The following is a 22,476-nucleotide window of genomic DNA, read 5'->3' as shown; positions in this document are numbered from 1 at the left end:
GGAAGCCATGCTGATCGTGATGAAGCGGGGGTACACGGAGGCGGAGCTTCAAGAGGTCGTCCGGGAAATTGAGAAGGTGGGCTACCGGCCCCACATCTCCCAGGGGGTGGAGACCACCCTGGTGGGGGCCATCGGCCGGGGACCCACCCCCGAGCTCATGGAGCACTTCCGGGCTTTGCCGGGGGTGGCCGAGGTCATCCCCATCTCCAAGCCTTGGAAGCTCGCAAGCCTCGAGGTCCAGCCCTTCCCCACCGTCTTGGACTTCCCCACCGGGAAGACGGGGGGCGGCCACATCCTGGTGGCGGCAGGCCCCTGCGGGGTGGAGTCCCGGGAGCAGACCCTGAAGGCCGCCCGCTACGTGAAGCGGCACGGGGCCCACATGCTCCGGGGTGGGGCCTTCAAGCCCCGGACGAGCCCCTACGCCTTCCAGGGCCTGGGCGTGGAGGGGCTGAAGATCCTGGCCGAGGCCAGGCAGGAAACCGGCCTTCCCATTGTCACCGAGGTCCTCTCCCCGGAGCAGGTGGAGCTCGTGGCCGAGTACGCCGACGTCCTTCAGATAGGGGCCAGGAACGCCCAGAACTTCGCCCTCCTCCAGGCGGTGGGTGAGGTGGGCAAACCCGTCCTCCTCAAGCGGGGGATGAGCATGACCCTGGAGGAGTTCCTCATGAGCGCGGAGTACATCCTCGCCCGGGGGAACATGCGGGTGATCCTGGTGGAACGGGGGATCCGCACCTTTGAAAAGGCCACCCGCTTCACCCTGGACGTCGCCGCCGTACCCGTCCTCAAGAGCTGGACCCACCTGCCCGTATGGGTGGACCCCTCCCACCCCGCAGGGAAGAGGGAGTGGGTCCTCCCCCTGGCCCTGGCGGGGCTTGCCGCCGGAGCGGATGGCCTCATCGTGGAAACCCACCCCGAACCGGAAAAGGCCCTTTCCGACGCTGCCCAGCAGCTCCACGAGGAGGAGTTCGCCGAGCTCATGGAAAGGGTCCGGCGCCTGGCCCAGGCCCTGGACAAGACCCTTTCCGCCCCCGTCCTGGGATGAAGCCCCTCTTTCGCAAGGTGGGGGTCTTCGGGGTGGGCCTCCTGGGGGGGAGCGTGGCCCTGGGGCTCAAGGAGCGCTTCCTGGCCGAGGAGGTCCACGCCTACGACCAGGACCCCAGTGCCCTGGAGAAGGCCCTCTTCCTGGGGGCAGTGGACCGGGTCCACGCCGAGATCGGCCCCTGGGTGGGGGAGCTTGACCTCGGGGTCCTCGCCGCCCCCGTGGGGGCCCTGCCCGCCCTAGGGGAAGCGCTAAGCCCCCTCGCCCACCCCGAGAGCCTCTGGACCGACGTGGGAAGCGTCAAAGGAAAGGTGGTGGCCCTCCTGGAAGGCCTCCTCCCCCACTACCTGGGGGGCCACCCCATGGCGGGAAGCGAAAAGGCCGGGGTGGAGCACGCCCACGCCGGGCTCCTGGAGAACGCCGTCTGGGTCCTCACCCCCACAAAGAGGACGAGCCCCAAGGCCAGGGAGGGCGTCCGGAGGCTCGTGGAGGCCCTGGGGGCCTACCCCCTCGAGGTCTCCCCCCTCCTCCACGACGAGCTCGTGGCCCGGGTCTCCCACCTCCCCTACCTCCTGGCCCTCGCCCTAAACCGGATGGTGGCGCAAAGCCCCCACCGGGACCTCCTCATGTTCCTGGCGGCGGGGGGGTTCCGCGACCTCACCCGGGTGGCCTCGGGAAGCCCCAGGATGAGCCGGGACATGGTGGTGGAGAACAAGGAGGCCCTCAAAGGGGCCATAGAGGAGCTCAGGGGCCTCCTCCTGGAGCTTGAGGAGCTTCTCGAGGCCCCGGAGGCCCTCCTCCGGGCGGCCGAGGAGGCCAAACGCACGCGGGACAGCCTTCCCATCGTCCGTCGGAGCCTGCTGCCTGAGATGCACGACCTGGTGGTCCAGGTACCGGACCGCCCTGGGGAGATCGCCCGGATCGCCACCGCCCTTGGCGAGGCCGGGGTGAACATCAAGGACATCGAGGTCCTCACCATCCGGGAGGCGGCGGGGGCCATCCGCCTCTCCTTCGCCACCCGAAGGGAGCGGGAGGAGGCAAGGCGGGTCTTGGTCCAGGCAGGTTACCGCCTGCCCTAAGGCCTCATTCGCGGGGACTTCCTACCGGGGCCCCATGCGGGCGTAGGGGTGGGATCAGTCCGCCAGAACCACCTGGTCCTTGCCCAGGGCCTTGGCCCGGTAGAGGGCCTCGTCCGCCCGGCGGTAGAGGTCCTGAAGGTCGCCCCGGTAGGCGGCCACCCCGAAGCTGCCCGTGATCCCCAGCGCCCTCAGGCCCTGGCGGAGGCGCTGGGCGATGGCCAGGGCCTCCCGGGGCCCGGTGGCCGGGAGCAGAAGGGCGAACTTCTCCCCGCCCCACCGCCCCACCAGATCCCCCTGGCGCACCTGGGCCACCAAAAAGCGGGCCACCTCCTTAAGGAGCAGGTCCCCCTCGGGGTGGCCCCGCTCGTCGTTCCACCGCTTGAAGTCGTCCAGGTCCAGAAGGACCAGGCTGAAGGGCCTCTCCCCCCGGTCCACCCGGGCCGCCTCCCGCTCCAGGGCCCTGCGGTTGGGCAGTCCGGTGAGGGGGCAGGTGAGGGCCTTTTCCCGCCAGAAGCGCACCTGGCCGTGAAGCTCCCGGAAGCGGGCAAGGAGGAGGGTGAGGGCGAGGAGCACGGCCTGGCTCAGGGCAAAGTGGCCGTAGAAGAAGCCCACCTCCCTCCCGTAGGCCAAGGGGGCGAGGGCGAGGGCCAAGGCCCAAAGCCCCCCCAGGCGCAGGGCCCAGGGCGGAGCGTGGGCGAAGGCGGCGAGGAGGTAGAGGGCCGGGGACCAGAAGCCCACCACGGGCCACCAGGCCCCGGCGCGCCAGAGCTCAAAGAGGAGGTAGGCCCCCAGGGCGTGGACCAAGAGCCTGGGAGCGCCCCTTGGCCCTCGCTTCAGGGCGGCGAGGCAGAGGAGGGCGAAAAGGGCGTAGGCCCAGAGAAGGGGCCCCTCTGGGGGCAGGTAGAGGAGCTGGAGCGCCATGGCCAAGGGGAAACCCAGCCAGGCCACCCCGTAGAGGAGGCGGGCCATGCGGTCCATGGGACCATTCTTCGTCCACGGGCTTGAACGGGCTGTGAAAACCGACCGGCTAGGGCAGGACCTTTCCCGGGTTCATGAGGCCCCCGGGGTCCAGGGCCTCCTTGATGGCCCTCAAGGCGGAAAGGGTCCCGGGGTCCAGGGCCTCCTCCATAAAGGGGCGCTTCATGAGGCCGATGCCGTGCTCCCCGGAAAGGACGCCCCCGTACCTTAGGGCCACCCGGGCGATCTCGTGGGCAAGCTCCCACACCTTTTCCTCGTTTTCCCTCCTGGGGTCAAAGAGGATGTTGGGGTGGAGGTTCCCGTCCCCAATGTGGCCGAACTGGACCACGAGGAGCCCGAAGGCCCGCCCCAGGGCCTCAATCTCGCCCACCACCTGGGGCAGGGCGGAGCGGGGCACGGCGATGTCCTCGTTGACCCGCTTGGGGCGAAGGCGGCCCAAAGCGGGGCTCACCGCCCGCCTCGCCCGCCAGAGGGCCTCGGCCTCCCCCTCGTCCCGGGCCCTCCGCACCTCGGCCCCAAGCTCCAAGGCGGTCCTCTCCACCAGGGAAAGCTCCTCCTCCACGAGCTCCCGGTCGTCCCCGTCCGTCTCCGCGAGGAGGAGGGCCCTATCGCGGGGAAGGCCCATGCCCAGGTAGTCCTCCACAGCGTTCACCGCACTGCGGTCCAGAAACTCCAGCCTGGCGGGCACCGCCCCCGAGGCGATGGCCCTGGAGACCGCCTCCGCCAGGGCCTCCACCCCGGGGAAGAGGGCCATGAGGGTGGCCCGGTGCCTGGGCAGGGGAAGAAGCCTGAGCCTGGCCCCCGTGATGAGGCCTAGGGTGCCCTCCGAGCCGATGAGAAGGCCCGGGAGATCGTAGGCGGCGCGGGCCTCGAGGTGGACCTCCCCCAAGGCGTCCACCCACTCCAGCTCCAGGACGTAGTCTCCCGTGACCCCGTACTTGAAGCAGAGGGGCCCCCCGGCGTTCTCCGCCAGGTTGCCCCCTAAGGTGCTGGTACGGTAGGAGGCGGGGTCGGGGGGGTAAAAGAGGCCAAAGGGCCTCGCCGCCTCCGAGACCCGGGCCGTGGTCACCCCGGGCTCGGCCCACGCGGTCTGGGTCTTTGGGTCCACCTCGAGGCGGGCCATGCGGGTGAAGGCCACCACAATGGCCTCCCCCAGGGGCACCGACCCCCCGGAAAGCCCGCTCCCCGCCCCACGGGGGACGAGGGGCACCCCGTACTTCCGGCCCAGGCGCACGAGGGCCTGCACCTCTGCCCTGGACTCCGGAAGGACCACGGCGGAGGGGGTCTTTCCCATCAAGATGGCGTCGTAGCGGTAGGGGGCCCTCTCCGCCGGAGCGAGGAGGACCCTCCCGCCGAAGAGGGCCTTGAGCTCGGAGGCAAGCGCACGGGGTAGGCCAGGCCGAGCCGGCACGCCCTCAGGGTAGCAGAGGTTCAGGGGGCCGTGCTCAGGGGGTCGCAGGCCTCTGTGTTGTCGGGGACCATGACCACGGAACTCCCCACGAACTCCGAGGGCGCGTTCACGTTGAAGCCCTGCACCCAGAGGCGCTTGTTCCCCACGGGCTCCACGATGATCCCCTGGGGGCTCAGGCCCTGCTGGGTCTGGCTCGGGGTCACGTCCACGTAACCCGTGGCCCGGCCCTGGCCCAGGGTAAGGGTGGAAAGGCTCGCCACCTTTTGGTCGGGGCGGGCCTGGCCTGGGGTCTGGCCGTCGTCCAGGAGGTAGACGTCCAGACGGGTGAGGACCCCGGAGAAGTCAAAGCTGAAGTCCACCCGCGTGGTCTTGTAGGTACAGTACCGGTCCTGGGTCCAGAGGTTCTGGAGGGTAGGAGGGACGAAGGAAACGGTCACCGTGCAGGCCGCAAGGGCCAGGGCCAAGAGGGGAACCAGGGAACGCATGCCCCCATCTTCCTCCCTAGCCCGCCCGGACCCATGACGCCAGGCTAAACCCCCCTTTAGACTCGGGGCATGGCCTACTGGATCTTGAAGTCCGAGCCCGAGGTCTACAGCATTGAGGACCTTAAGCGGGAGGGACGGGCGGTCTGGGACGGGGTCCGGAACTACCAGGCCCGGAACTACCTGATGCGGATGGCAGAGGGCGACCTCTGCTTCTTCTACCACTCCAGCGCAAAGCCCCCGGGGATCGCCGGGCTCTGCCGGGTGGTGCGGACCCTCCTCCCCGACCCCACCCAGTTTGACCCGCAAAGCCCCTACTACGACCCCAAGGCCACGCCCGAGAAGCCCCGCTGGTACACCGTGGAGGTGGCCTTCGTGGAGGCCTGGCCCCTCATCCCCCTCGCCGAGCTCAAAACCCTCTTTCCCCCCGACCACCCCTTGGTCAAGAGGGGGAACCGGCTTTCCGTGATGCCGGTCCCCCCAGAGGTGGCGGAGAGGCTTATTGCGCGGAGAGGGTCCCGATGATCTTGAAGAGGGGCAGGAACATCCCGGCCACGATCATCCCCACGATGACGCCCAAGAAGATGATCATGAGGGGCTCAATGGCCGCGGTGAGGCTCGCCACCGCCTCGTCCACCTCCCGCTCGTAGAAGTCCGCGATCTTGGAAAGCATGGTGTCCAGGGCCCCCGTCTCCTCCCCGATGGCCACCATGGAGCTCACCATGGGGGGGAAGACGAAGGGGTGCTGGGCCAGGCTGAGGTTCAAGGGGTCCCCCTGCTGGATCCTGAGCTTGGCCCCGTTCAGGATCTCCTCCACCACGGCGTTGCCCGCGGTACCCTTGGTGATGTCCAAAGACTCCACGATGTTCACGCCGCTGGAGAGGAGGAGGGCCAGGGTGCGGGAGAAGCGGGCCACCGCCGTCTTGCGGTTCAGGCTGCCGAAGACGGGGAGGCGGAGCTTGATGCGGTCAATGACGCGGCGCCCCTGGGGGGTGCCGTAGTACCAGCGGTAGGCGAAGAAGAGGACCAGGAGAAGGAGAAGAAGGGGCAGGGTGGCCGCCCGGAGGAAGTTGGAAACGGCGATGAGGAAGCGGGTGAGAAGGGGGAGCTCCGAGCCCAAATCGGTGAGGATCTGGGCGAACTGGGGGACGATCCCCGTGAGGAGGAAGTAGGCCACGCCCACGGCGAAGACGAAGACGATGACCGGGTAGGTCATGGCGCTCCGGATCTTGCCCCTGAGCTCCAGATCCTTTTCCAGGAAACTCGCCAAGCGGTCCAGGATCACGTCCAGGCCGCCGGAGGTCTCCCCGGCCCGCACCAGGTTCACGTAGAGGCGGGAGAAGAGCTTGTGCTTGGCGAGGGCCTCGGAGAAGGCCATCCCCCCCTCTATGTCCGTGCGCACCTGTTTGAGGATCTCGCGGAACTTCTTGTTCTCCGTCTGCCGCTCCAGGATGGCCAGGGACTGGAGGAGGGTGAGGCCCGCCCCCAGCATGGTGGCGAGCTGCCGGGAAAAGATGGCGAGGTCCTTGAGGCCAGGGCCCCTTTCCAAGGCGGGAAGGCGTACCTCGGCCTGCAGGCCCCGCCCAGGCTCTTTGATCTCGGCCACAAAGAGCCCCCGGTCGCGGAGGAGCCTCGCCGCGGTGCGCAGGTCCTCGGCCTCTACCGTGGCCTCCACCAGGCGGCCCTGGCGGTCCCGGGCCTTATACTGGTAGATCGGCATGGAGGAAGTATACCAGAAGGCGCTGGCCCAGGCGGTGGAGGTCCTGCGGACAGGGGGCCTGGTGGCCTTTCCCACCGACACGGTCTTCGGGGTGATGGCCCTCATGGAGGACGAGGCCGCCTGCAAAAGGATCTACACCCTGAAGGGGAGGCAGGAAGACAAGCCCCTCCAGGTCCTGGTGGCGGACCTCGAGGACGCCCTGAAGCTTGCGGAGCTCGGACCCCTGGAAAAGAGGTTCCTCCGCCTCGTCCAGGCCTTCTGGCCCGGGGGGCTGACCGTGGTGGTCCCGGGGAGGGCCATCCCCCCCTGGATCAGCAAGGACGGCTCCGTGGGCCTCAGGATGCCGGACCACGCCCTCCTCCGGGAGCTCCTCCGCCGCGCGGGGGGGCACGCGGCCGCCACGAGCCTGAACAAGAGCGGCGAGCCTCCGGTGCGCACCGAGGCCGAGGCCCGGGCCTTTCCCGTGGACTATGTCTTCCCCGGGGAGGCAGGGGGGCTGGCCTCCAGCGTGGTGGACCTGCGCACGGGGGAGGTCCTGAGGGAAGGGGCCATCCCCAAGGAGGCCCTCCTCGCCCTTCTCCGCTAGGCATGGAAGGGGTCCCGAGCCTCAAGGCCCTGCTCCTCGCCGTGCTCTTCGCCGCGGGAAGGCCGGTGGGCCTCAAGGAGCTTAGGGCGTTGGGCCACCCGGAGGAGGCGGTGCTGCGGGCCCTCAAGGCCCTGGAGAAGGACCTCGAGGCCGGCCACCTGGGCGTGGCCCTGGAGCGGGTGGCGGGGGGGTGGCGGCTTCTGGTCCACCCCAAGGCCCTGGAGGCGGTGGAGCGGGTGCTCAAGCCCACCCCGCCCCGCCTCTCCAAGGCGGCCCTCGAGGTCCTGGCCCTCATCGCCTACCACCAGCCCGTGGCCCGGGCCGAGCTGGAGGCCATGCGGGGGAAGAGCGTAGAGGGCGTCCTGGAAGGCCTCCTGGAGCGGGGCCTCATCCGGGTGGTGGGGGAGAAGGAGGCCCCCGGAAGGCCCAAGCTCTACGGCACCACGGAGCGCTTCCTGGAGGTCTTCGGCCTGGAGAGCCTAGAGGACCTCCCGCCCCTCGGGGACGGCCCACCCCTCCTCCTCCGCGGCTAGGGCCTCCTTGGCGGGGACGGGGAGAGGGCTATAGAGCTCGTTCTGGCGCACAAAAGCGAGGAGGAAGCGGGAGAGGAGGCGCATCTGGCTCCTGTGGGCGCGGATGGCCCGCTCCTTCAGGCGCACCTCCTCCTCGGTGAGGGCAAACCGCCGCCAGGGAAGCCCCCGCCCCCGGGGCGGAGGGTAGAGGGGAAGCCGGGGGTGGAGGCCCTTGGGGAGGGGGTACTGGTAGCCCCCGTGGACCACGTAGTACTCCAGGCGATCCTCCAGGCCCAGAAAGGCCGCCGCCCGCATGCCGAAGTAGGCGGTGGCCTGGTGGTCCCGGTGAGCGTCCAGGGGGCTCGGGAGGAGGATGCGGGTGGGCTTCAGCCCCTGGAAGAGCTCCACCAGGGTGGCCTCGAGGGCCTTTCCCGTGTAGGGGAGGCCCGGCCGGTAGCACCCGGGGTAGGCCACGGCCTTGAGGCCCGTGGAGGGGCTTTCGTAGGCCAGGTAGTAGTGGGTGGTGAAGAGGGGAAAAAGCCCCTGGTCGGGAAAGCCCAGGAACAAGGCCGCGGTACGGGGAAGGCCCAGGGCCTCCAGGCCCCGCCAGGCCTCCACCATGCGCCTCAGGGCCAAGCGGCGGAGGGCCTCCCTGGAGGGCAAGGGGCTCCCCGCCGCCAGATCAAAGGCGTCCCCCGAGGTGAGGTAGACCACGCTGACCCGCCCTCCCCGCTGGTGGACCCGGCGCATGAGCCCCGCGGCCACCAGGACCTCGTCGTCGGGGTGGGGGGCGAGCACGAGGAGGTGTTCCCCAGAAGCGGGCTCAGGCAGGGGGGGAAGGCGGCGCACGCGGGCCGAGGCCAAGAGGGCGTGGTAGGAGGCGAAGAGGAAGCGCCCGTTGATGAAGGCCCACACCCCAAGGGCCGCCAGGAGGAGGGCAAGGCGCTCGGCCCAGACGAGCCCAAGCCAAAGCCTCAGGGCCTCCGCCGCCCCCACGTAGAGGAGGAGGAGCAAGGCAAGCCACTGCCAGGGAGCCAGGCGGCGCACGGAGGCCATTCTAAACTGGAGGCGTGTCCACCCTGCGCCCGGCCCGCCCGGAGGACCTTCCCGCCATCGCCCGCCTTTCCCACCGGACCCTCCTCCTGGGGAGGGAAGGGCATGGGGTCTTCCCCAGCCAGGAGCTCTGGGGGGAGCTCTTCGTAGCCCCCTACCTGCGCCAAGGATGCTGTTCCTTTGTGGCGGAGGCGGAGGGAGAGGTGGTGGGCTACATCCTGGGCGCCTGCGCCACCCTGCCCCTGGCCCTGGACCTCGCCCTCCACCTCCCCCTCCTTCTCCTTCGCCTCCTCCTGGGAGGCTATGGGCCCCGCCTCCCCCACCTCCGCTACCTCCTCCGCCTCCTCCTCTACCCGGGGCCTAAGGCGCCCCGGAGGCTTTACCCCGCCCACCTCCACATCGCCGTGGACCCCAAGGCGCAGGGCCAAGGCCTGGGCAAAGCCCTGCTCGTTGCCTTCCTGGAGTGCCTGAGGGCGCGGGGCGTTCCCGGGGTACAGCTTTCCACCACCCGCGCCAACCGGGCCGCCCGGGAGCTTTACCGCAGCCTGGGGTTCCGCCTCCATGCCAAGCGGGCGAGCCCCTTCTGGGCGCCCTACCGGGGCCGCCCGGCGATCCACGAGGTGTGGGTAAAGGAGTTGGGAGGCGTGGGGGAGGGGGCCCTTAAGGAGCGAGCTTCACGGCGGTGCCGCTGGCCGTGACCATGAGCATGGAGTTGCCCGAGCCCAGAACCTCGTAGTCCAGGTCCACGCCCACCAAGGCCTCCGCCAGCTCCGCCAGGGCCGTCTCTCGGGCCCGCCGAAGCTCCGCCCCCCACGAGGTCCCGCACCTGGGCGAAGAGGTCCCGGAGGAGGTTGGCCCCCACGATGGCCTCTCCGAAAACGATGCCGAGATACGCCTGGATCCGGTGCCCTTCCCCCTGGGGAGTTGTGGTGAGGATCCTGCCCCCATAATAAGGGTGGTGCTGCCCGAGGCGCTTCGGGGCTTTTCCAGTTACCGCGAGTGGCTGGAAGCGGAGGAGGAGTTCCGGGGTCGGATCGCCTTCGCCCGCACCCTCCCGAAGAGGCCGCCCAAGGCCGTCCCCTACCAGGGAGCCTTCGCCGGGGTGCTGGCCGCCTTGGGCCTCACGCCCTTCGCCCACCAGGCGGCGGCCCTGAAGGAGGTGGAGGCCGGGAAGAACGTGGTTATGGCCTACTCCACGGCCGCGGGGAAGAGCCTGGTCTTCCAGGTCCCGGTGCTCAAGGCGGCCCTGGAGGGAGCCACGAGCCTCCTCCTCTTTCCCACCAAGGCCCTGGCCCACGACCAGCTCGGGCGGCTTAAGGCCATGGCCGAGGCCCTGGGGGTGGGGGGGGTCTTCCCCTACGACGGGGACACGCAAGGTGCCCTGAGGCGGAGGGCGAGGGAGGAAGGCCTCGTCCTCCTCTCCAACCCCGACATGCTTCACTTCGGCCTCCTCCCCCGGCACGGGGAGTGGGCTCCCTTCCTCTCCCGCCTGCGCTACCTTGTTTTAGACGAGCTTCACGCCTACCGCGGGGTCTTCGGCACCCACGTGGCCCTGGTGCTCTTCCGCCTCCTCCGCCTGGCCCGGCACTACGGGGCGAACCCCCAGGTGATCGCCGCGAGCGCCACCATCAAGAACCCCAAGGAGCACGCCGAGACCCTCACCGGCCTCCCCTTCGTGGCGCTTGCGGAGGAGGTGAGCCGCTCGGAGAGGGAGCTCCTCGTCCTCCTGCCCAAGCCCTTGGACCGGAAGGGGGAGAGGCGGCGGAGCCCCCTCCTCGAGGCCGCCTACCTGGCCAGGGCCCTGGCGGAGGGAGGCCTTAAGGGGCTCGTCTTCACCAACGCCCGCAAAAGCGCTGAGCTCGTCGCCCGGTACGCGGCCCACCCCGGGGTGCGCCCCTACCGGGCGGGCTACACCGCCCGGGACCGGCGGCGCCTCGAGGAGGCCCTGAGGCGGGGCGAGGTGCGGGTCCTGGTCTCCACCAGCGCCCTAGAGCTGGGGGTGGACATCGGGGAGCTGGACGCGGTGGTCCTGGTGGGCTACCCCGGCTCCGTGGCCGCCTTCTGGCAGCGGGCGGGGAGGGCGGGAAGGGGAAACAGGCGGGCTTTGGTGGTCTTCATCCCCCGGGAGGACCCCCTGGACGAGTACTTCCTCCACCGCCCCGACCTCCTCCTCCAAAGCCCCCCGGAGGAGGCGGTGGCGGACCCGGAAAACCCCGTCCTCTGCCCCCTGCACCTCCACGCGGCCGCCTGGGAACTGCCCCTAAAACGGGAGGAGGTGCGCTGCCCGGAGGCCCTCAAGGAATTCAGGGAAAGGGACGGGCGCCTCTACACCCCAAAGCGCCGCCCCCACGGGGAGATCGCCTTAAGGGGCCTGGGGGCGGCCTTCACCCTGAGGGGCCCCGAAGGGGAGGTGCTGGGCTACCTGGACGAGCGGCAGGCCTACTGGGAGGCCCACCCCGGGGCGGTCTACCTGCACCAGGGGGAAAGCTACCTGGTCCGGAACATTGACCTTAAGAGGCGGGAGATCTGGCTCCTGCCGGCCCTCGAGGACTACTACACCGAGCCCCGGGCCGAGACCGACCTGGAGGTCCTCTCGGGGGAGCCCGTGGGCCACGGGGTCTTCGTGGGGCGGGTGGTCCTGAGGGAGCGGGTGGTGGGCTACGTGAAGAAGCGCTTCTTCACGGGGAGCGTTCTGGAAGAGGTGCCCCTTCTCATGCCCGAGATCTCCTTCCCCACCGAGGCCCTGTGGTTCCACCCCCCCGAGGTGATCCCCCCCCACCAGGTCCCCGGGGGGATCCATGCCCTGGAGCACGCCATGATCGGCCTCCTGCCCCTCTTCGTTCTGGCGGAGCGGCAGGACCTCGGGGGACTCTCCTACCCCTTCTACCCCAGACCCTTGCCCTCGGGCACGGGCCCCACCCTCTTCATCTACGACGGCTACCCCGGGGGCGTGGGCTACGTGCGGAAGGCCGCCCGGCGCTTCCCCGAGTGGCTCAGGGCTACACTGGATTTACTCCAGAGGTGCCCCTGCGAGGAGGGCTGCCCTCGGTGCGTCCTCTCCCCCAAGTGCGGCAACGGCAACCAGTACCTGGACAAGAAGGCCGCCCTGCTCCTCGCCGCCGGCCTCGCCCCCTCCCTTCCCCCCCGGGCGGTGCATTAAACTCCCCTACATGAACCCCAAGGGGAGGGCCCTCGAGGACAGCCCGGAATCCTTCTTCGCCCGCTTCCAGGAGCACGCCCAGGAGGTCCACCTCTTCCCCGAACCCTGGGGAAGCCCCTTGTTGGAGGTCCTGGTGGCGGGGCAGGTGGTTTACGCCTTTGACCGAGGCGCCCCCCCGGCCCCCGCGGGCCGGGTGCGGGCCCTGCTCCACGGAGTGGTCCGGGAGGCGGGACCCCTGCGCAGGGACCCCTTCCTGGAGCGGGAAGGCGCCGCCTACCGCCTGGGGGGAAGGACCCGGCCCCTGGGGGAGGGGTTCTACCTCCTGGAAGGCCCCATCCCCCTCCTGCTCCACGCGGAAACCCCCTTGTCCGAAGGGGCCGAGGTCCTCCTCTGGCCGCCCCTGATGCTCTTCAGGGAGTGAGGATGCGCTGCGCCTGCGGGCAGAAAAACCCTCCGGAGGCCCGGTTCTGTATGGCCTGCGGCCAGCCCTTGGGGGTTCTCCTGCCCGAGGAGCGGCGGTTCGTGTGCGTGGTCTTCTTTGACCTGGTGCGCTCCAGCGAGCGTTTCCGGAAGGGCCTAAGTACCGCCTACCACGACCTTCAGGAGGCCTTGGAGGAGGCCGCCCGCATCGCCCGGGCCCACGGGGGGTTCGTCCACCGCTTTCTGGGGGACGGCGTTTTGGTCCTCTTCGGGGCGCCGCGGGCCCGGGGCCAGGAACCTTGGCGGGCGCTGGAGACCGCCTTGAGGATGGTGCGCGCCTCCCCCCTTCCCGCCCGGGCCGGGGTGGCCAGCGGGGAGGCCCTCTGGGCCCCCCTGGGCAGCGGCCAGGCGGGGGAACCCACGGTGCTCGGACCCCCGGTGGTCCTGGCCGAACGGCTCTCCAAGCTGGCGGAGCCCAAAGAGGTCCTCACGGAGGGGCACACCCTCGCCCTGGCCCCCGGAACCGAGACCGAGCCCCTGGGCTCGAGGGAGGCCAAGGGGCTAGGCCCCGTGGAGGTCCACCGGGTCCTAAGGGTGCGCCTTTCCTTGGGCCCCGAAGAAGAGGCCCTCCTGGAACACCTCCACCGAGTCTTCCAGAAGCCCCCCGCCCGCCTCAACCTGGTGGGCCCGCCGGGGAGCGGGAAGAGCCTCCTTCTGGACCGGTTCGTGGAACACCCCCCCTTCCCCCCGGTGGTCCTAGAGCGCATGGGGCCCGAAACCCCCCTGAGGGCCACCCTCTTAGAGGCGGTGGAGAGGGCCTTCGGCACCCCAGAGGCCCTGCTCGCCTCCGCGGCCCTGCCAACGAAGCTGGAGGCGGCCTGGCGGTACAGCCTGGGCCTCCTACCCCGGCCTGGCTGGAGCCGGGAGGCCCTGGAGGGGGCGATCCTCGAGGCCTGGCGGCGCGTCCTCCTCCGCCTCCCCCGGCCCCTGCTCCTCGTGCTCAAGGACCTGCACCATCCCGATCCTACCCTGGAGAGGTTGCTCCGGGAGGACTTCCCCCACCTCCTCCTCCTGGTGGAGAGCCGTAGGCCCCTCTTCGCCCCCCACCTGGCCCTGAGGGGCCCCAAACCCCCCCTGCTCCTCACCCTGCAGCCCGCCCTGGACGCCCTCCCGCCCCGGGAGCGCCAGGCCCTCCTGGCCTGGGGGGTGCTGGGGGAGGTGCCGGAGGAGCTCCTAAAGGAGGTCGTCGGTCCCTTTTCCCGCGAGAGGCTCTGGCGGGAGGGGCTCCTTTTGGGAAACGCTCCCCTTCCCGAGGTGGCCCAGGTGGCCCGGGCCCTGGTGCCCGAGGAACGCCAAAGGGCCTGGCACCGGGAAGCGGCGCGCTTTTTCCGGGCGCGGCAGGACCTCCTCCCCCTCGCCCGGCACCTGGAGGAGGCAGGGGAAGCGCGGGAGGCGGCCCTCACCTTCCGCCTCCTGGCGCAAAAGGCCTGGCGGGAGGGGCACCCGGAGGAGGCCGTTCCCCTCTACCAGAGGGCCATGCGGGCCGACCCTTCCCTGGAGGAGGCCCTGCGGCCTGAGCTGCAGGACGCCCTGGCCTCCCTAGGCCTGGCCCCGGAGGCCGAGCGGGGCCCCAGGAGCGAGGACCCCATCCTCCAGGCCCTGGGGAAGGCGGAGCACCCCCTTGACCTCCTCCCCCTCCTGCCCGGCCTAAAGCCCTACCCGCGGGAGGAGGCCCAGGCCCGGATCCATCTGGCCGGGGCTCTTTGGCGGGCCTTTCAGCCCCGGCGGGCCCTGGAGGCCCTGGACCCCTTCCCCCCGCAGGCCCCTCCGGACCTCAAGCTCCTGGAGCGGAGCCTCAGGGCGGGCCTCCTCATGGACCTGGGGCGGCACGAGGAGGCAGAGGCCTGCCTGGGGGAGGCAGCGCAAGGCGACCTCGAGGCCCTGGCCCGGTTCCGCAGCACCCGCCTCCGCCTCCTCGTGGAGACGGGCCGCCTCAGGGAGGCCCTGGCCGAGGGGGAGGCGGCCTACCGGGAAGCCCCCCACCCCTGGCTTGCCGCGGCCCTCCTCACGGCCTGGGCCCTCAGGGGCAGGCTCCGCGAAGACCTCCTCCAGGAAGCCCTGAAGCACCCGGACGGGAAGGGCCTCGCCCTTCTGGCCCTAGCCCACCACCGCTTCTCCCGTGGGGAAAGCCCCGTACGCCTCCTGAAGGAGGCCCTAAAGGAGGCCCGGAAGCTCGCCAACCCCTACGTCTACCACCTGGCCCTCCTCTCCCTCGCCCTTTACCGCTTTGCCCACGCCCCAGTTAAGGCCCAGGCCCTGTCCCAGTACCTCCTCTACCAGACCCACCGCACCGGCTTCGCCGTCCATTTGGAGCTGGCCCGGCTCCTGAGGGCGCAGCTCCTCCTGGAGGCGGGGGAAAAGGTGGACCACCTCCTGGGATTCACCCCCTCGGTGCCCCTCACCCGCGGCTGGAGGGCGGCCTTGGTGGGGGAAGGGGGCGAGGAGGACCTGAGGGGATACGGTATCCTGGGAAGGTGGGTTCGCAGCTTCGGGGGTAGCCGGGGGAGAGTATGGATTCGCTTCAGGCCATAGAGGCCATCAAGCGCCGCCTCTCGCTTAAGGAGGTGGTCTCCCGCTACGTGGCCCTGAAGCCCGCGGGCCGGGGGCGCTGGAAGGGGCTCTGCCCCTTCCACCAGGAAAAGACCCCGAGCTTCTATGTGGACGAGGAGAAGGGCCTCTTCCACTGCTTCGGCTGCAAGGCCGGGGGGGACCTCATCGCCTTCGTGGAGCGTATGGAGGGCCTGGACTTCCAGGCCGCCCTGGAGCGCCTGGCGGAGGAGGCGGGGGTGGAGCTCCCGAGGCGGGGGGGTGTCCCGAACCGCCGGGAGCTCTACGAGGTCCTGAGGCTGGCCCAGGCCTACTTCCAGGAGGGGCTTGACGCCCACCCGGAGGCCCGGGCGTACTTGGAGAAGCGGGGCCTCACCCCGGAGAGCGTGGCCCGCTTTGGCCTGGGCTACGCCCCCCAAAGGGGGGAAGGCCTCCTCGCCCACCTCGCCCGCCATGGGGTGAGCCCGGAGGAAGGGTTCAAGGCAGGGGTGCTGGCGGAAAAGGACGGCCGGTACTACGACCGCTTCCGGGGCCGCCTCACCTTTCCCATCAAGGACCACCTGGGCCGGATCGTGGCCTTCACGGGTAGGGCCCTAGGGGAGGAGGGGCCCAAGTACCTGAACTCCCCGGAGACCCCCCTCTTCCGCAAGCGGGAGGTCCTCTTCGCTTTCCCCGAGGCCAAGGCCAAGCTCCGGGAGGGGCGGGCCATCGTGGTGGAAGGGCTTTTTGACGCCATCGCCCTGCACCAGATGGGCTTCCCCGAGACCGTGGCCGTGCTGGGCTCGGGGCTTTCCGAGGAGCAGGCGAGGCTTCTAAAGACCCAGGAGGTGCAGGAGGTCTACCTGGCCTTTGACGCGGACGAGGCCGGGCAGAAGGCCACCCTCCAGAGCCTGGACCTGGAGACGGCCCGGAAGTTTCTCTTCTACGCCGTGCGCCTCCCCGTCAAGGACCCCGGGGAGCTCCTCCTCCACCCCAAAGGCCCCGCCCTTTTCCAGAAGGCCCTGGAGGAAGCCCTGCCCGAGGTGGAGTTCCGCTTCCAAGAGGCGGTGAAGGGCCTGGACCTCGCCCGGCCCGAGCACAAGCGCAAGGTCCTCGAGGCCCTCACCCCGAGGATGCTCTCCCCCGAGCCCTTTGACCCGGTGGCTGAGAGGCTCAAAGCCCTGGTGGCGGAGCGCCTGGGCCTTTCCCCTAAGGAGCTCAGCGAGTACCTCCTGAGCCGGAGGCGGACCCGGGCCGCCCCGCCCCCCCCGCCCCCCCGGGCCGAGCCCAAGGACCGCACCCTCCTCTTGGAGCTAGACGTCATCGCCCTCCTCCTCTCCCTTCCCGAGGAGCACTTCCGGGAGTGGGTTCTGTACGTGGCCGACCACGTCTGGCCCCCCGAGGGCTCCTTCCTGGGGGAGTTTCTGGAGTTGGCCCGCAAGGAGCAACGCAAGGAATACCTGAGGTCCGTCCTGAGCCGCAAGGAGGCCGGCGGCATCCTCCTGGAGCGCCTCATCCTGGCCCCCGAGGTGGACCCCCAACGACTCCCCGAGAGGATGGAAAAGATCCTGGCCCGCCTACGGGAGGCCTACTACCTGGAAAAGCGGGTGAGGCTCAAGGAGCTTCTCAAACAGAGCCCCAGCCTGGAGCTCTTGCGGGAGATCCAGGAGCTGGACCAGGCCATAGAGGCGGAGAGGCGCATCTACCGTGGCCTCTAGGGGTAGAATGCCCCCTGGGCGAAGGCCCGAAGGAGGTAGAGGATGAAAAGCCCCGTTCGCGTGGCGGTCACCGGCGCCGCAGGCCAGATCGGCTACAGCCTCCTCTTCCGCATCGCCGCGGGGGAGATGCTGGGGAAGGACCAGCCCGTGATCCTGAAGCTCCTGGAGATCCCCCAGGCCATGAGAGCCCTGGAGGGGGTCATCATGGAGCTGGAGGACTGCGCCTTCCCCCTTCTCGCCGGCCTCGAGGCCACGGACGACCCCAGGGTGGCCTTCCAGGAGGCCGACTACGCCCTTTTGGTGGGGGCCGCCCCCAGGAAGGCGGGGATGGAGCGGCGGGACCTTCTGGAGATGAACGGCCGGATCTTCACCGAGCAGGGCCGGGCCCTCGCCGAGGTGGCCAAGCGGGACGTCAAGGTCCTGGTGGTGGGCAACCCCGCCAACACCAACGCCCTCATCGCCTACAAGAACGCCCCAGGCCTTGACCCCCGGAACTTCACCGCCATGACCCGGCTGGACCACAACCGGGCCAAGGCCCAGCTGGCCAAGAAGACCGGGGTGGGCGTGGACCGCATCCGCAAGATCGCCGTGTGGGGCAACCACTCCTCCACCATGTTCCCCGACCTCTTCCACGCCGAGGTGGACGGGAGGCCCGCCCTGGAGCTCGTGGACATGGAGTGGTACGAAAAGGAGTTCATCCCCACCGTGGCCGGGAGGGGGGCCGCCATCATCCAGGCCCGGGGGGCCAGTAGCGCCGCCAGCGCCGCCAGCGCCGCCATTGAGCACATCCGCGACTGGGCCCTGGGCACCCTCGAGGGGGACTGGGTTTCCATGGCCGTCCCCTCCCAGGGGGAGTACGGGATCCCCGAGGGGATCGTCTACTCCTTCCCCGTGACCGCCAAGGACGGCACCTACCGCATCGTGGAGGGGCTGGAGATCCCTGCGTTTGCCCGCAAGCGCATGGAGATCACAGCCCAGGAGCTTTTGGAGGAGATGGAGCAGGTGAAGGCCCTGGGCCTCATCTAAAGGGCCTACCCCCTGGGCCAGGCCTCCGGGGCCCAGGGGTAGACCACCCAGGCCTCGGTTTCCTCGGCGTAGAAGTCAGGCCGGTCCGGCACCCGGTTCCGGCCGGGCTTGAAGTGGAGGGTGGCCACGAGGGGCGTCCCCCCTGCCCTCAGGACCCTCGCTTTTACGGCGTAGGCGGTCCGGCCTGATTCCCAGACGTCGTCCACCACCAAGACCCGCCGGCCGAAGAGAAGGGGATCGGGGGGGAACTGGAGGAAGACGGGCTCGGGTAAAGGCTCCTCGCCCTCGTAGAACATCACGGCCGCGGTGAGGAGGTCCCGGACGCCTAGGGCCTGGGCCAGGAGGGCCGTGGGGATCAGGCCCCCCCGGGCCACGCCCAAAAGGAGGTCAAACGCCTCCCCGGAGACCTCCTCCGCCAGGCGGCGGACCAGCCGGAGAAGGTCCTCCCAGGAGAGGTGGAGGCGCTCCATCAGGCCTGGTCCAGCTCAAAGGCCTGGTGCACCGCCCTCAGGGCCGCCTCGGCGTAGGCCGCCGGGATGATGACGGAGATCCGCACCTCGCTGGTGGCGATCATCTCTATGTTGGCCCCGGTGGAGGCCACCGCCTGGAACATCCTGGCGGGGATCTCCGGGGCCGAGGCCAGGCCCACGCCCACGATGGAAACCTTGGCGATCTCGGGCCTGAGCACCGCCTCCCCCCCGATCTCGGCGAGGACGGGCTCCAGGGCCTCGAGGGCCTCCTGGGCGAAGTCCTTCTTCACCGTGAAGGCCATCTGCTGCCGCGAGGGGTCGTGCCCGGGCACCCCCTGGATGATCATGTCCACGGCGATGCCCCTTTCCGCCAGGGCCTGGAAAACCTTGGCGGCGATGCCCGGCTGGTCCGGGATGCCGATGAGGCCGATCTGGGCGTGGTCCAGGTCCAGGGCCACGCCCGTCACCGCTTTGCCCATCTCCATACCGACCTCCTTCACCAGGGTACCGGGGTTGTAGGAGAAGCTAGAGCGCACGTGGAGGACCACCCCGTAGCGTTTGGCGTAGTACACCGCCCGGGGGTGGAGGACCCTCGCCCCCAGGGCCGCCATCTCCAGCATCTGGTCGTAGCCGATCACGGGGAGCTTCCGGGCCTCGGGGATCAGGTGGGGGTCGGTGGTGTAGACCCCCTCGGTGTCCGTGTAGATCTCGCACTCCCTGGCCCCAAGGGCAGCCGCGATGGCCACGGCGGTGGTGTCCGAGCCCCCCCGGCCCAGGGTGGTGATCTCCCCCTCCCTCGTGGTGCCCATGAAGCCAGCGATGACCGCCACAAAGCCCTGGTCCAGGGCCTCCTGGATCCGCCCCGGGTTCACCTCCAGGATGCGGGCGTCCCCGTAGCGCCCGTCGGTCAGGATCCCGATCTGGTGCTGAACGAACCCCCGGGCGGGGATCCCCATGGCCCAAAGCTGCAAGGAAAGGAGGGCCACGGAAACCTGCTCCCCCGTGGTGGTGAGGAGGTCCAGCTCGCGGAAGGGAGGTCTTGGGTGAACCCGCTTGGCCAGGGCGATGAGCTCGTCCGTGGTGTGCCCCATGGCCGAGACCACCACCGCGAGCCTGTGCCCCCTCTCCCGGTAGTGCGCGATGCGCTGGGCCACCTTGTGGATGCGCTCCAGGTCGCCTACAGAGGTGCCACCGTACTTCTGAACCACCAGGGCCATGCTCCCCTCCTCGCCCGCCCCTAGGCGGTTTGAAGAGGCATACTAGCACATTTGCCCTACCGGCCCAAGCCCCGTATCCTGGGAGGACGTGGGGCTGACCCTGGACGCGTACCGGCGCCTCACCCCCTTGCCCCGGCCGGGGGGCCTCCTCTACGTGAAGCCCGGGGCCCGGGGGTTCCGGGACCCGGTCTACGACCTCCTGCAGAAGACCGTGAAGCCCTTCGGGGAACGGGCCCTGGACCTGAACCCCGGGGTGGGCTGGGCCAGCCTCCCCCTGGAGGGGGAGATGTCGGTGGAGCGGCTGGAAACCTCCCGGGCGGCCTACCTCTGCCTCCAGGCGAGCGGCCTGAGGGCCCGGCTCGCCCTCCCCTGGGAAGCAGAGGAGGAAGGGTACGACCTCGTGGTCCTAGCCCTTCCCGCCGGCAGGGGAACGGCCTACGTGGAGGCGAGCCTGGTGGCCGCGGCCCGGGCCCTCCGCCCCGGGGGGCGGCTCTACCTGGGAGGGGACAAGAACAAGGGGTTTGAGCGGTACTTCAAGGAGGCCCGGGACCTCCTGGGCTACGGGGAGGTGCTGAGGCGGGAAGGGCCCTTCCGGGTAGCCCTCCTGGAGAAGGAGAAGCCCTCCCCACCCCTTCCCCCCCTGTGGCGGGGCTTCCAAGCCCAGATCCTCGGGGAGACCTTCGCCTTTCGCCACCTCCCGGGAGTCTTCTCCGCGGGGAAGGTGGACAAGGCCTCCCTCCTCCTCCTCGAGGCCTTGGTAGGGGAGGTGGGCCGGGAGGGGGTGCGGGGGAGGAGGGTTTTGGACCTGGGCGCAGGCTACGGGGCCCTCTCCCTCCCCCTGGCCCGCCTGGGGGGAGAAGTGGTGGGGGTGGAGGACGACCTGGCCTCCGTGCTCTCCTTGAGGCGAAGCCTGGAGGAAAACGGCCTAAGGGCGCAAGCCCTCCACTCGGACGTGGACGAGGCCTTGACGGAGGGCGAGGGATTTGACATCATAGTAACGAACCCCCCCTTTCACGTGGGGGGCGCGGTCATCCTGGATGTGGCCCAGGCCTTCGTGGAAGCGGCGGCGGCGCGGCTGAAGCCGGGCGGTGGGTTTTTTCTGGTGGCCAACCCCTTTCTCAAGTACGAGGCCCTGCTGGAGGCACGCTTTGGCAACGCCAAAACCCTCTTGGCGAGGGAGTACAAGGTGCTCTTCGCAAAGAAGGAGGGAGGAGCTTGAAGAAGGCGAAGAACAAAAAGAAGGCCCAGGAGGTGGAGGCCAAGGAGCCCGCGGTGGAGACCCTTCCCGACCCTGAGGTCACCGCCGAGGACGACCTCCCCGAGCCCGACCCCGAGCTTCTGGAGGCGGACCTCGCCGACCTCGAGGACCCCCTGGACCTGGGGGCGGCGGTGGATGGGGACCTTTTGGGCCCGGAGGGGGAGGAAGGCTTGCTGGAGGAGGAAGAGGAGGAGCTCGCCCTCCCCAAGGTCTCCACCTCCGACCCGGTGCGCCAGTACCTCCACGAGATCGGGCAGGTGCCCCTCCTCACCCTCGAGGAGGAGATTGAGCTCGCGAGGAAGGTAGAGGAGGGCATGGAGGCCATCAAGAAGCTCTCCGAGGCCACGGGCCTGGACCAGGACCTCATTCAGGAGGTGGTGCGGGCTAAGATCCTGGGCGCGGCCCGGGTCCAAAACATCCCCGGCCTTAAGGAGAAGCTGGACCCCAAGACCGTGGAGGAGGTGGACCGGAAGCTGAAAAGCCTCCCCAAGGAGCTCAAGCGCTACCTGCACATCGCCCGGGAGGGGGAGGCGGCGAGGCAGCACCTCATTGAGGCCAACCTCAGGCTCGTGGTCTCCATCGCCAAGAAATACACGGGACGGGGCCTCTCTTTCCTGGATCTAATCCAGGAGGGAAACCAGGGCCTCATCCGGGCGGTGGAGAAGTTTGAGTACAAACGCCGCTTCAAGTTCTCCACCTACGCCACCTGGTGGATCCGGCAGGCCATCAACCGGGCCATCGCGGACCAGGCCCGTACCATCCGCATCCCCGTCCACATGGTGGAGACCATCAACAAGCTCTCCCGCACGGCGAGGCAGCTCCAGCAGGAGCTGGGCCGGGAGCCCACCTACGAGGAGATCGCCGAGGCCATGGGCCCGGGCTGGGACGCCAAGCGGGTGGAGGAAACCCTAAAGATCGCCCAGGAGCCCGTCTCCCTAGAGACCCCCATCGGGGACGAGAAGGACAGCTTCTACGGCGACTTCATCCCCGACGAGAACCTCCCCTCGCCTGTGGAGGCCGCCGCCCAAAGCCTCCTTTCCGAGGAGCTGGAGAAGGCCCTCTCCAAGCTCTCCGAGCGGGAGGCCATGGTCCTGAAGCTCCGGAAAGGGCTCATTGACGGGCGGGAGCACACCCTGGAGGAGGTGGGGGCCTACTTCGGGGTGACACGGGAGCGCATCCGCCAGATAGAGAACAAGGCCCTCCGCAAGCTCAAGTACCACGAGTCCCGGACCCGCAAGCTCAGGGACTTCCTGGACTAGCCCAATAGGGGAAAGCGGGCCACCTCCACCAGAACCCCCTCCCCTTCCGCGCGGACCAGGGCCGCCTCTTTCACCCGGAAGGAGCGCCGGGGGGGCAGGGGAAGGGTGGGCACCAGGCGGCCCGCCTCCTCGGGAGAAAGCCCCAGGGCCAGGGTGAGGTGGGGAAGGTAGCTTGGGCCCTCAATCTCCTTGAGGGGTGGGGCTAAGGGCTCGAGGGCGTGGTAAAGCCGCGCAAAGGCCCTCCCCCCGTAGGCCCGAAGGTAGACCACCCCCTGGGGAAAGTACCCCCACCCTCCGAGGCGGACCCGAAAGGGGGCGTGGCCGCGGAGGATGCCCTCCAGGGCAATCTTCAGGGCCTCCTCCGCGTAGGGCCAGGCGAAGGGCTGGCGCAGGTTCAGGTGGGGGGGGCCGAAGCCCCGGACCCCATGGACCGCTTGGAGATTCTCCATGAAAGCGCGGAGGTCCTCCGGCGGCCAGACCAGAACCCCGTACACACAGGCAG

21 protein-coding genes and 1 pseudogene are annotated in these 22,476 nt (G+C 69.7%); 13 read left to right on the top strand and 9 right to left on the bottom strand.

Annotated features, from left to right (window positions below):
* The first annotated feature begins 7 nt into the window (after positions 1-7).
* Positions 8-1,042, top strand: a complete 1,035-nt coding sequence (gene aroF, locus H531_RS0104630) for a 3-deoxy-7-phosphoheptulonate synthase (protein ID WP_022798194.1) — start codon at positions 8-10, stop codon at positions 1,040-1,042.
* Positions 1,039-2,118 (top strand): prephenate dehydrogenase/arogenate dehydrogenase family protein, encoded by a 1,080-nt coding sequence (locus H531_RS0104625; RefSeq protein WP_022798193.1) that lies wholly within the window; start codon positions 1,039-1,041, stop codon positions 2,116-2,118. Before aroF ends, H531_RS0104625 begins: the two co-directional genes overlap by 4 nt.
* A gap of 54 nt (positions 2,119-2,172) precedes the next feature.
* On the opposite strand, the gene H531_RS0104620 is transcribed toward H531_RS0104625, so the two are convergent.
* Genes H531_RS0104620 through H531_RS0104610 form a run of 3 tightly spaced genes read right to left on the bottom strand, consistent with a single transcriptional unit; the run spans position 2,173 to position 4,992 of the window.
* Positions 2,173-3,096 carry a GGDEF domain-containing protein gene (locus tag H531_RS0104620; RefSeq protein WP_022798192.1) on the bottom strand — a complete coding sequence of 308 codons (924 nt, stop codon included), beginning with the start codon at positions 3,094-3,096 and terminating at the stop codon, positions 2,173-2,175.
* Positions 3,097-3,145: 49 nt separating this feature from the next.
* Positions 3,146-4,507, bottom strand: a complete 1,362-nt coding sequence (locus H531_RS0104615; protein WP_022798191.1) for an FAD-binding oxidoreductase — start codon at positions 4,505-4,507, stop codon at positions 3,146-3,148.
* Positions 4,508-4,527: 20 nt separating this feature from the next.
* A complete protein-coding gene (locus H531_RS0104610; RefSeq protein WP_022798190.1) occupies positions 4,528-4,992 on the bottom strand; it encodes a hypothetical protein in 465 nt (154 codons plus the stop codon).
* Positions 4,993-5,061: 69 nt separating this feature from the next.
* On the opposite strand from H531_RS0104610, the gene H531_RS0104605 reads away from it, so the two are divergent.
* Positions 5,062-5,514, top strand: coding sequence for an EVE domain-containing protein (locus H531_RS0104605; RefSeq protein ID WP_022798189.1), 453 nt, complete (start codon positions 5,062-5,064; stop codon positions 5,512-5,514).
* Here the strand turns inward: H531_RS0104605 and pilC are convergent.
* Positions 5,489-6,709: a type IV pilus assembly protein PilC gene (gene pilC / locus H531_RS0104600; RefSeq protein ID WP_028490651.1), complete on the bottom strand. Its 1,221-nt coding sequence runs from the start codon at positions 6,707-6,709 to the stop codon at positions 5,489-5,491. The genes H531_RS0104605 and pilC overlap by 26 nt on opposite strands.
* Here pilC and H531_RS0104595 point away from each other — a divergent pair.
* Together H531_RS0104595 and scpB are read left to right on the top strand one after the other, a co-directional pair.
* Complete coding sequence (locus H531_RS0104595) at positions 6,708-7,295, top strand: L-threonylcarbamoyladenylate synthase (RefSeq protein ID WP_028490650.1); 588 nt, start codon at positions 6,708-6,710, stop codon at positions 7,293-7,295. The two genes, pilC and H531_RS0104595, sit on opposite strands and share 2 nt — an antisense overlap.
* 2 nt (positions 7,296-7,297) lie before the next feature.
* Positions 7,298-7,828, top strand: a complete 531-nt coding sequence (gene scpB / locus H531_RS0104590) for an SMC-Scp complex subunit ScpB (RefSeq protein WP_022798186.1) — start codon at positions 7,298-7,300, stop codon at positions 7,826-7,828.
* On the opposite strand, the gene H531_RS0104585 is transcribed toward scpB, so the two are convergent.
* Complete coding sequence (locus tag H531_RS0104585; RefSeq protein WP_028490649.1) at positions 7,775-8,854, bottom strand: PIG-L deacetylase family protein; 1,080 nt, start codon at positions 8,852-8,854, stop codon at positions 7,775-7,777. The genes scpB and H531_RS0104585 overlap by 54 nt on opposite strands.
* Positions 8,855-8,877: 23 nt before the next feature.
* Between H531_RS0104585 and H531_RS12795 the strand changes: the two genes are divergently transcribed.
* Positions 8,878-9,558, top strand: a complete 681-nt coding sequence (locus tag H531_RS12795; protein ID WP_022798184.1) for a GNAT family N-acetyltransferase — start codon at positions 8,878-8,880, stop codon at positions 9,556-9,558.
* Here H531_RS12795 and H531_RS13850 read toward each other — a convergent pair.
* Positions 9,521-9,797: pseudogene (locus tag H531_RS13850) on the bottom strand (heavy metal-binding domain-containing protein). The gene H531_RS12795 and the pseudogene H531_RS13850 sit on opposite strands and share 38 nt — an antisense overlap.
* Before the next feature lie 21 nt (positions 9,798-9,818).
* Between H531_RS13850 and H531_RS0104575 the strand changes: the two are divergent.
* Genes H531_RS0104575 through H531_RS0104555 form a run of 5 tightly spaced genes read left to right on the top strand, consistent with a single transcriptional unit; the run spans position 9,819 to position 17,770 of the window.
* Positions 9,819-12,020 (top strand): DEAD/DEAH box helicase, encoded by a 2,202-nt coding sequence (locus tag H531_RS0104575; protein WP_022798183.1) that lies wholly within the window; start codon positions 9,819-9,821, stop codon positions 12,018-12,020.
* A gap of 10 nt (positions 12,021-12,030) precedes the next feature.
* Positions 12,031-12,441 carry a hypothetical protein gene (locus H531_RS0104570; RefSeq protein ID WP_022798182.1) on the top strand — a complete coding sequence of 137 codons (411 nt, stop codon included), beginning with the start codon at positions 12,031-12,033 and terminating at the stop codon, positions 12,439-12,441.
* Between the two features lie 2 nt (positions 12,442-12,443).
* Positions 12,444-15,032: an AAA family ATPase gene (locus tag H531_RS0104565; RefSeq protein ID WP_028490648.1), complete on the top strand. Its 2,589-nt coding sequence runs from the start codon at positions 12,444-12,446 to the stop codon at positions 15,030-15,032.
* Entirely contained in the window at positions 15,011-16,744 is a 1,734-nt protein-coding gene (dnaG, locus tag H531_RS0104560) for a DNA primase (RefSeq protein ID WP_022798180.1), read from the top strand. The genes H531_RS0104565 and dnaG overlap by 22 nt, the downstream gene beginning before the upstream one ends.
* A 42-nt stretch (positions 16,745-16,786) precedes the next feature.
* Entirely contained in the window at positions 16,787-17,770 is a 984-nt protein-coding gene (locus H531_RS0104555) for a malate dehydrogenase (protein WP_022798179.1), read from the top strand.
* A 5-nt stretch (positions 17,771-17,775) separates the two neighbouring features.
* Here the strand turns inward: H531_RS0104555 and H531_RS0104550 are convergent, their stop codons facing one another.
* Together H531_RS0104550 and H531_RS0104545 are read right to left on the bottom strand one after the other, a co-directional pair.
* The gene (locus H531_RS0104550) at positions 17,776-18,240 is read right to left on the bottom strand and encodes a phosphoribosyltransferase (RefSeq protein WP_022798178.1); all 465 of its coding nucleotides are present in this window, start codon (positions 18,238-18,240) and stop codon (positions 17,776-17,778) included.
* A complete protein-coding gene (locus H531_RS0104545) occupies positions 18,240-19,457 on the bottom strand; it encodes an aspartate kinase (protein ID WP_028490647.1) in 1,218 nt (405 codons plus the stop codon). The genes H531_RS0104550 and H531_RS0104545 overlap by 1 nt, the downstream gene beginning before the upstream one ends.
* An 88-nt stretch (positions 19,458-19,545) precedes the next feature.
* On the opposite strand from H531_RS0104545, the gene H531_RS0104540 reads away from it, so the two are divergent.
* Positions 19,546-20,676: a methyltransferase gene (locus H531_RS0104540; RefSeq protein ID WP_022798177.1), complete on the top strand. Its 1,131-nt coding sequence runs from the start codon at positions 19,546-19,548 to the stop codon at positions 20,674-20,676.
* Positions 20,673-21,974: an RNA polymerase sigma factor RpoD gene (gene rpoD / locus H531_RS0104535; protein WP_022798176.1), complete on the top strand. Its 1,302-nt coding sequence runs from the start codon at positions 20,673-20,675 to the stop codon at positions 21,972-21,974. The genes H531_RS0104540 and rpoD overlap by 4 nt, the downstream gene beginning before the upstream one ends.
* Here the strand turns inward: rpoD and H531_RS0104530 are convergent.
* On the bottom strand, positions 21,971-22,468 hold the full coding sequence (locus tag H531_RS0104530) for a 2'-5' RNA ligase family protein (protein ID WP_022798175.1): 498 nt from the start codon (positions 22,466-22,468) through the stop codon (positions 21,971-21,973). The two genes, rpoD and H531_RS0104530, sit on opposite strands and share 4 nt — an antisense overlap.
* Positions 22,469-22,476: the final 8 nt, after the last annotated feature.

The organism is Thermus islandicus DSM 21543, assembly GCF_000421625.1.
Taxonomy (GTDB): domain Bacteria; phylum Deinococcota; class Deinococci; order Deinococcales; family Thermaceae; genus Thermus; species Thermus islandicus.
The sequence above is the reverse complement of the archived record's forward strand: the minus strand, read 5'-3'. Positions and strand labels throughout refer to the sequence as shown.